Below are 8,362 nucleotides of genomic sequence, written 5' to 3'. Positions count from 1 at the left end.
ACTCGATGGGCGGTGGCGGGGCACCATCGGAGCATGCCGACCGACACCGCATCCACACCCGCCTCGAGCTGCGCCGCAACGAGCGAGCGCAGCACCGCAGCGAGCGAGCGCGTCGCCGCCCCGCGCGGCCGCCGAGGGCACACGCGTCGTCGACACGGTGTCGGCTTCTGGGCCGTGGCGTTCGCGTTCCTCGCGGTCATGGCCTTCGCGACGGTGCCCGCGCCGCTCTACGTCATCTACCAGGCACGCGACGGGTTCCCGACGTTCACGACCACCGTGGTGTTCGCCGCGTACGGCGTGGGCGTGGTGGGGTCCCTGTACCTCGCGGGACACCTCAGCGACGTGCACGGACGCCGGCCCCTCATCCTCGTGTCGGTGGCGCTCGAGCTCGTCGCCGCCGTGCTCTTCCTCGTCTGGAACGACGTCAGCGGGCTCATCGTCGCCCGCCTGGTGACCGGCCTCGGCGTCGGACTCCTGACGGCGACGGCCACCGCGCACCTCGGGGAACTCCGGGTCCGGGCGACGGGCTCGTCGTCGTCCGCCGGTGGCGCCGGTGTGGTCGCCGGGGCGGTGAACCTCGGTGGGCTGTCGCTCGGCGCGCTCGTCGGCGGCGCCCTCGCCGAGTTCGTCGGACAGCCGCTGATGGTGCCGTACGTCGTGTTCGTCGTGGCGCTGGTGGTCGCGTTCGCGGTGGTGCTCGCCGCCCCGGAGACCGTCGACCGCCCGGCGTCGCCCGTGCCCTACCGCCCGCAGCGGCTGCAGGCACCCGAGGGGCAGGCCGGGGCGTTCTGGACCGCTGGCACCGCCGCGTTCGCCGCCCTCGCGGTGCAGGGGCTCTTCACCTCGGTCGCGCCGACGTTCCTCGCGACGACGTTCCACGTGACCGACCGGCTCGCCGCCGGGGCCACGACGTTCGGGGTGTTCGCGGCGAGTGCGGTGTCGCAGATCGTCTTCGCCCGACTGGCACAGCGGACGCAGGTCCGGCTCGGGATGGTGCTGCTCGTCGCCGGCCTCGTGGTCCTCGCGGTCGCCGCGGTCGTGCTGCAGGTCGCCGGGTTCATCGGCGGCGGGGTGGTCGCCGGTGCCGGTGTCGGGCTGCTCTTCCGTGCGGCGATCGGCAGCGCGGGGGCGCTCGTCGGACCCGAACGCCGCGGAGGCGTCCTCGCTGCCACCTTCCTCATCGCCTACGCCGGGCTGACCGTGCCGGTCGTCGCGGTCGGCGCCGCGCTCCTCGTGCTGCCGACGCTGCCCGTGCTGCTCGGCTACGTCGTGTTCGTCGTGGTGCTGGCGGTCATCGCCGGGACGCGGCTGGCCGCTCGGGCCTGAGCGGCCAGGTTCCGGGAGGCGCGACACCCGTCCGGCATACTGGGCGCGTGTCCCAGAAGCGCAACCGTTCCGTCATCACCGGGATCGCGGCCGTGCTGGCCGCGGGCCTCGTGGCCGGTGGGGTCGCGCTGACGGCGCAGCGCGGTGCCGACGACCCGGTGCTCGGCGGTACCGGGGTCAGTGTCGTCCCGAGCGCGACCGCCGGCGACGGGGCGACGAAGGACGGCACGGTGACGATCACCCGGACCGGCCCGGACCTGCCCGGCGACGACGTCCTCGACCGCTGCGACGCCGGCAGCCGCGGGACGGTGGCCCGCTACGACACCGAGGCGCTCGGCGCGGTCGTGCTGCAGTGCGGCAACTCCGGCCAGGGCTACGAGCACATCCGCATCCGGCACACCCGGGACTGGGAGGACGTGCTCTCCGGTCACGGCTCCCGGGACTGGGACGACGCGATGCTCACCGCGGTGCAGTCCGCCCTCGAGGCACCCGCGACCGGGTACCCGCAGGACGCCGGCGACGGCAAGCTCTGCTACGCCGCTCCGGTTCGGTTCGACGACGGGAGCCGACCCGCGGCCGAGCCCTTCGTCCGCGTGATCGTCTCGTCCACCACGGACCGGGTGATCACGGCGTTCCCCACGAGCGACGGCGGCTGCTGACCTCGCCCCGGGGATCGGCCGGGGCGAGGGAGCGTCGGCCGTCGAGTCGATGCGACATCGTCGTTGTCGTACGACGTCGACAACGTCGTCGGTTGCGTCCGCGGGTGGTTGCACGCGCGGGGTAGCGACAGCGTCGTTGTCGTACGACGTCGACATCGTCGCACCGAGTCCGCCGCCGCACCACGCGCGCCGCCGCACCACGCACGCCGCACCACGCACGCCGCACCACGCGCCTCGCTACGCGTGCACCTCGTGCTCGTGCCGGCGGTGCGACGCGGGCTCGAGCTGGAACGTCGAGTGCTCCACCGGGACGTCGAAGTGCTCCGCGACGCACTGCTGCAGCTCGTCGAGGATCCGCGGGGCGTGCGCGGTCGAGAAGCACTCGTCGTCGACCACCACGTGCGCCGTCAGGTTCGGCACCCCGGTCGCCACGAGCGTCGCGTGCAGGTCGTGCACGGCGATGACGTGCTCGAGCTCGAGGATGTGACCCCGCACGTCGTCGAGGTCGAGCCCCGGCGGCGTCGACTCGAGCAGCACGTTCGCGGTCTCGCGCAGGAGCCGGACGGCCCGCGGCAGGATGAGCAGCCCGATGAGGATCGCGGCGACCGAGTCGGCACGCTCCCACCCGGTCAGCATGAGGACGATCGCGGCGGCGATGACCGCGACGGAGCCGAGGGTGTCGTTGAGGACCTCGAGCCGGGCGGCGCGCGAGGTGAACCCCTCGCCCGAGGCCCGCAGCAGCACCGCGTAGGCCACGAGGTTGCCGACGAGCCCGATGATGCCGAAGACCAGCAGCGGCCCGGAGTGGATGTCGGCCGGGACGAACAGCCGCTGGATCGCCGAGATGATCACGTAGACGCCCACGGCGAGCAGGATCGCTGCCTGTGCCGTGGCACCCAGGACCTCGGCACGCTGGAAGCCCCAGGTGCGCTGCGCCGTCGGACTGCGGCGGGCGAGCCGGGTGGCGACGAGCCCGATGCCGAGCCCTCCGGTGTCGACGACCATGTGCCCGGCGTCGACGAGCAGTGCGAGGGACCCGGTCACCACGGCACCGACCACCTCGGCCAGCAGGATCGTCGCCGAGATGCAGAACGCGATGAGCAGTGCGCGCTCGGACGCGTGCCCGTGCGCGTGCCCCGCTCCGTGGTCGTGTCCCATGCGCACCATCGTAGGGATCCGCACCGACGCCGTGCCAGGATCGGGACGTGTCCCGGTCGCCGTACGAGCTGTCCACCCCGCCCGAGGTGCTGGCCCGGTTGCACCCGCGGCTGTCGACGTACTTCGGTGCGATCCCGCCCGGTCACGTCGGCCGTGGCGAGGGCGTCTTCGACGTCGTCGGCACGCCGCGCCGCTGGCTCTGGCCGCTGCTCGCCTGGTTCGCCCGCGACTCCGTCATGTTCCCGGTCTGGGAGCGGGACGTCCCCTTCACGGTGGAGAACCGCCCGGCTCGCGTCCGTCGTGGACGAGGAGACCGCGAGGCGCGACCCGCCGTGCGCGCGCACCGCACCTTCCGGTTCCGCTCCGGCAGCCGCACGATGGTGGACGCCATCACCGCCGAACCGGACGGCCTGGTCGACCACCTCGGTCGCCACGGGCGCGTCAGCGCCCGGCTCCGGGCGGAGGTCGACGCGCACGGGCCGGACGCGGGCGCCCTGCGCCTGGTCTCCACGCGCGTGACGTTCCGTGCGCTGGGACGCGAGGTGCGCCTCCCGGCCCTCATCGCACCGCGTGTGACGCTGAAGGAACGATTCGATGACGAAGCCGACCTCCAGCGCGTGTCCCTGGTGCTCTCGGCCCCGCTGGTCGGCACGCTGTACCGGTACGAGGGGGCGTTCCGGTACGAGATCGCGCCGGACAGGGAACGGGGATGAGATGAGCGACCAGAAGGGCCGCGCCGTGATCGCGGGGGCGAGCGGGTTCGTCGGGCAGTACCTGCGGGACGCCTTCCGCGACGAGGGCTACGAGGTCGTCACGATCGGCCGCACCGGCGACGCCGTGTGGGGCAACACCATGCGGATCCGGGAGCTCGTGGACGGCGCCGCCCTCGTCGTCAACATGGCGGGCAAGAGCGTCAACTGCCGCTACGGCAGGCGCAACCGGGCGGAGATCATCCGCTCCCGGGTCGACACGACCCTCGAACTGGCCGAGGCGATCCGCACGAGCGAGCACCCGCCGCCGCTGTGGGTGAACGCCTCGACCGCGACGATCTACCGGCACGCCGACGACCGCCCCCAGGACGAGGTGACGGGCGAGCTCGGCGAGGGCTTCTCGGTCTCGGTGGCGACGGCGTGGGAGGACGCCCTCTTCGCGGTCGACCTGCCCGGTACCCGCCGCGTCGCGCTCCGGATGGCGATCGTCTTCGGCGACGGCAGCGCCCTCGTGCCGCTCATCCGGCTGGCGCAGGCGGGACTCGGTGGACCGCAGTACGACGGACCGTGGTTCCCGACGCGCGCACGACTCCGTGCGGGGACGTACCACCACGACCGGCGCACCCGCGGCCGGCAGCGGTTCAGCTGGGTGCACATCGCGGACGTCCTCGGCGCGGTCCGGTTCGTCCGCGACCACGAGGACATCGACGGAGCGGTCAACGTCTCGAGCCCGAACCCGTCCGACAACCGCACGGTGATGGCGACCATCCGCGACGCGGTCGGGCGTCGGTTCGGCATCCCGACGTGGCGGTGGATGCTCGAGCTCGGGTCGTTCGCGATCCGCACCGAGACCGAGCTCGTGCTGAAGAGCCGGTGGGTGGTGCCGACCAGGCTGGTGGAGGCCGGGTACGAGTTCCGCTACCCGCACCTGCGCGGGGCGCTCGCCGGGATCATCGCCGAGCGTCGCCAGCACCGGGGCTGAGCGTCGGCACCGGCAGGTCGCTGCGGTCGCTCGAACTGCTGCCCAGGACGCCGGCGGGCGGCACGTCGTGCGACCTCGGTGCAGCGTCCTCGGCGTGTGGTGCGACCGCGACGGTTCGCGGTGCCGGGTGGGACCGCGCCGGCCGGGACGACCACAGCACCGCGGCCACGACCACGACCCCGGCCGCCACCTCGACCCCGTCGGGCACCTCGCCGAACGCCACCCACGACGCGAACACCCCCACGACCGGCACGAGCATCGAGAACGGTGCGACCGTGCTCGACGGGTAGGTCGCCATGAGCCGCGACCAGATGCCGTACCCCACGAGGGTCGCCACCAGCACGATGTAGAGCACGCCGAGGTCCGCCGGCAGTGCCTCGGCCGTGAACGCCGTCCCGAGCGCCCGCCCGATGCGCGATGGTCCCTCGACGACGAACGACAGCACGGCCATCGGGACCGGCGGCACGATCGACCACCACAGGGTCAGGTGCAGGGGGTTCGCGGCGCCGGCACGCCGGGTCGCCACGTTGCCGATCGCCCAGCCGAGGGCGCCGCACAGCGCGAGCACGACGGGCAGCAGGGCCGCCGCCTGCGCCCGGTGCACGGCGATCGCCGCGAGGGCGGCCACCGCGATCGTGACCCCGACCACCTGCCGCCCGGTCAGCCGTTCGCGCAGGAAGACCCCGGCGAGCACCACCGTGAACGGCGCCGACGCCTGCAGCACGAGCGACGCCAGCCCGGACGGCAGCCCCGCGGCCATGCCGAGGTACAGGAACGCGAACTGCAGGACGCCGAGCCCCGTGCCCACGAGCAGCAGCCGTCCGAACGGGATCCGCGGGCGCGGTACGAGCAGCACGGTCGGGACCGCGAGCAGCGTGAACCGGATCGCCGCGAGCAGGAAGGGCGGGAAGTGCTCGAGTGCCAGGGCCGTCGCGGGGAAGTTCAGTCCCCACACCACGGCGACGACGACGGCGAGGAGACGGTCACGGGTACGCACAGGTCGATGGTGCTGCAGCGAGACCGTTCAGGACCAGCGAACAGTTCCGAAGCGACGTTGTAGTCTCCCTGCATGGTCGGCTTCGACGTGCAGCTCCTCGCCGTCCTGCGCGAGCTCGCCGAACGGGGCAGCGTCACCGCCGTCGCCCGGGCCACCCACCGCACGCCCAGCGCGGTCTCGCAGCAGCTCCAGACCCTGCAGCGACAGGTGGGCGTCCCGCTCGTGGAACGCATCGGCCGCGGCGTCCGGCTCACCGAGCACGGCCGGGTGCTCGCCGGGTTGGCGAGCGGCGTCGCGACGGCGATCGCGACGGTCGACGCGGCCTGGCAGGAGCACCTCGGCGGCGGGACCGGACGGGTCGACCTCGCGATCTTCCCGTCGGCGGCCGAACTGCTGCTCCCCGGGGTCCTGACCCGGATGCGCGCGCACCCCGGCATCACGCTGTCACTGGTCGACGTGGACGTCGGCGAGGGTGCGTTCGCCCCGCTCGCCGCCGACCACGACGTCGTCGTCGGGCACCGCTCCGACGGGGTGCGCCCGGCGGACCAGGGCGCGGTGCAGACGGTGCCGCTGCTGCGGGAACCGCTCGACGTCGCCCTGCCGGACGGGCACCGGCTCGCGGGGCGGGCACGCGTCGGGATCGACGAGGTGGTCGGCGAGACCTGGATCGGGGTGCCGGAGGGCTACCCGATCGACCGGGTCCTGCAGGCGATGGCGGCCGCGTCCGACGTCCCGCCGAGCGTGGCCTTCCGGACGATCCACCTGCCCGTCATCGAGAACCTCGTCGTCGCCGGCCACGGGATCGCGCTCGTGCCGCGGTACACCTCGGGGACGCGGGCGCCCGGTCGGTTCCACCTCGCGGAACTGGCCGACGTCCGCGCGGGGCGGCGGATCGAGGCGCTCGTCCGTCCGGACCGTGCGGTCCGCCCCGCGGTGCGGACGGTCCTGGAGGCGCTGGTCGCCGAGGCCGTGGACGTCACCACGTGAGGTGGTGACGTCCACGGCGGGGCCGAGCCGCGCCTCCAGGAGGCGTCGGTGCGGGACGCGTCAGACGTCGAGGTGGTCGACGAGCTCGTCCGCGAGACCCGTGTAGGTCGCCGGGGTCAGGTTCGTCAGGCGCGCCTTGGCACCCGAGGAGATGTCCAGCCCGTTCACGAACGCGACGAGCTCCGCCTGCCCGATCCGCTTGCCGCGGGTGAGCTCCTTGAGCATCGCGTACGGGTCCTCGATGTTCGACTGCCCGGCGGTGACCTCGGCGCGGATGACCGTCTGGATCGCCTCGGCGAGGACCTCCCAGTTGCGGTCGAGGTCCTCGGCGAGACGGACCTCGTTCACGGCGATCTCGCCCAGCCCGCGGCGCAGGTTGTCGAGTGCGAGCAGCGAGTGCCCGAACGCGACGCCGATGTTCCGCTGCGTGGTGGAGTCGGTGAGGTCACGCTGCAGGCGGCTCGTGACGAGCGTCTCGGACAGGGTCGAGAACAGCGCCGACGAGATCTCGAGGTTCGCCTCGGCGTTCTCGAACCGGATCGGGTTGATCTTGTGCGGCATCGTCGACGACCCCGTGGCACCCGCCACCGGGATCTGCGTGAAGTACCCCATCGAGATGTAGGTCCACACGTCGGTCGCGAGGTTGTGCAGGATCCGGTTCGCGTGCCGGACCCGGTCGTACAGCTCGGCCTGCCAGTCGTGCGACTCGATCTGCGTCGTGAGCGGGTTCCAGGTGAGCCCGAGCCCCTCGACGAACTCGCGGGACAGTGCCGGCCAGTCGGCTTCCGGGTCGGCGGCGAGGTGCGCCGAGAAGGTGCCGGTCGCGCCCGAGAACTTGCCGAGGTACTCGCCGCCCTCGATCTGGGAGAGCACGCGCTCGAGGCGGTAGACGACCACGGCGAGCTCCTTGCCGAGCGTCGTCGGGGTCGCCGGCTGTCCGTGCGTGTGCGAGAGCATCGGGACGCTCTTCAGCTCGTCGGCGAGCTCGCGGAGCTTCGTGAGGACCGCCTTGAACGCCGGCAGCCACACCTGGTCGACGGTGTCCCGCACGGTGAGCGCGTAGGACAGGTTGTTGACGTCCTCGCTCGTCGCGGCGAAGTGCGTGAGCTCGGCGATCGCGTCGAGCCCGAGCTCGGACAGGCGTCGACGGACGAAGTACTCGACCGCCTTGACGTCGTGCCGGGTCGTCGCCTCGATCTCGGCGAGCTCGGCGATCTGCTCGTGCCCGAAGCCCGACACGACCTGGCGGAGCGCGGCCTTGTCGTCGACGCTGAGCGGCGAGGTGGTGAACATCGCGTGGTCGGTCAGGAAGATGAGCCACTCGACCTCGACGACGATGCGGGCGCGGTTGAGCCCGGCCTCGGAGAGGTGCTCGCCCACCGTGTGCACGATCGGGTAGTAGCGCCCGTCGAGCGGGCTGATCGGCTGCGGGGGAAGGGGGGTCATGGGGCTCCCTGACGGACTGCCGGCTCGAGTTGGCGGAAGAGCGCCCGACAGGCCCGTTCGACGGTCGAGAGCACTCGGTCGAACTCGTGCCGGTCCG

The 8,362-nt window shown here is 72.9% G+C and carries 8 protein-coding genes; 5 read left to right on the top strand and 3 right to left on the bottom strand.

What is annotated here, in order from left to right; all coding sequences use genetic code 11:
• Positions 1-33: 33 nt before the first annotated feature.
• Entirely contained in the window at positions 34-1,326 is a 1,293-nt protein-coding gene (locus I5E_RS11890) for an MFS transporter (protein ID WP_022907186.1), read from the top strand.
• Between the two features lie 47 nt (positions 1,327-1,373).
• Positions 1,374-1,985 (top strand): hypothetical protein, encoded by a 612-nt coding sequence (locus I5E_RS11885; protein ID WP_022907185.1) that lies wholly within the window; start codon positions 1,374-1,376, stop codon positions 1,983-1,985.
• A gap of 237 nt (positions 1,986-2,222) precedes the next feature.
• On the opposite strand, the gene I5E_RS11880 is transcribed toward I5E_RS11885, so the two are convergent.
• The gene (locus tag I5E_RS11880) at positions 2,223-3,143 is read right to left on the bottom strand and encodes a cation diffusion facilitator family transporter (RefSeq protein ID WP_022907184.1); all 921 of its coding nucleotides are present in this window, start codon (positions 3,141-3,143) and stop codon (positions 2,223-2,225) included.
• A 47-nt stretch (positions 3,144-3,190) separates the two neighbouring features.
• On the opposite strand from I5E_RS11880, the gene I5E_RS11875 reads away from it, so the two are divergent.
• Both I5E_RS11875 and I5E_RS11870 read left to right on the top strand, forming a co-directional pair.
• Positions 3,191-3,856 carry a DUF4166 domain-containing protein gene (locus tag I5E_RS11875; protein WP_022907183.1) on the top strand — a complete coding sequence of 222 codons (666 nt, stop codon included), beginning with the start codon at positions 3,191-3,193 and terminating at the stop codon, positions 3,854-3,856.
• Position 3,857: 1 nt separating this feature from the next.
• Positions 3,858-4,835 (top strand): epimerase, encoded by a 978-nt coding sequence (locus I5E_RS11870; protein ID WP_022907182.1) that lies wholly within the window; start codon positions 3,858-3,860, stop codon positions 4,833-4,835.
• On the opposite strand, the gene I5E_RS11865 is transcribed toward I5E_RS11870, so the two are convergent.
• Entirely contained in the window at positions 4,804-5,832 is a 1,029-nt protein-coding gene (locus I5E_RS11865; RefSeq protein ID WP_022907181.1) for an EamA family transporter, read from the bottom strand. The genes I5E_RS11870 and I5E_RS11865 overlap by 32 nt on opposite strands.
• 72 nt (positions 5,833-5,904) lie before the next feature.
• Between I5E_RS11865 and I5E_RS11860 the strand changes: the two genes are divergently transcribed.
• Positions 5,905-6,819 (top strand): LysR family transcriptional regulator, encoded by a 915-nt coding sequence (locus I5E_RS11860; protein ID WP_022907180.1) that lies wholly within the window; start codon positions 5,905-5,907, stop codon positions 6,817-6,819.
• Positions 6,820-6,879: 60 nt separating this feature from the next.
• On the opposite strand, the gene purB is transcribed toward I5E_RS11860, so the two are convergent.
• Entirely contained in the window at positions 6,880-8,265 is a 1,386-nt protein-coding gene (gene purB, locus I5E_RS11855; protein WP_022907179.1) for an adenylosuccinate lyase, read from the bottom strand.
• Positions 8,266-8,362: the final 97 nt, after the last annotated feature.

Origin of the sequence: Curtobacterium sp. B18, assembly GCF_000333375.1 — a bacterium.
Lineage (GTDB): Bacteria > Actinomycetota > Actinomycetes > Actinomycetales > Microbacteriaceae > Curtobacterium.
This window is presented reverse-complemented; position numbering and strand designations above follow the sequence as displayed.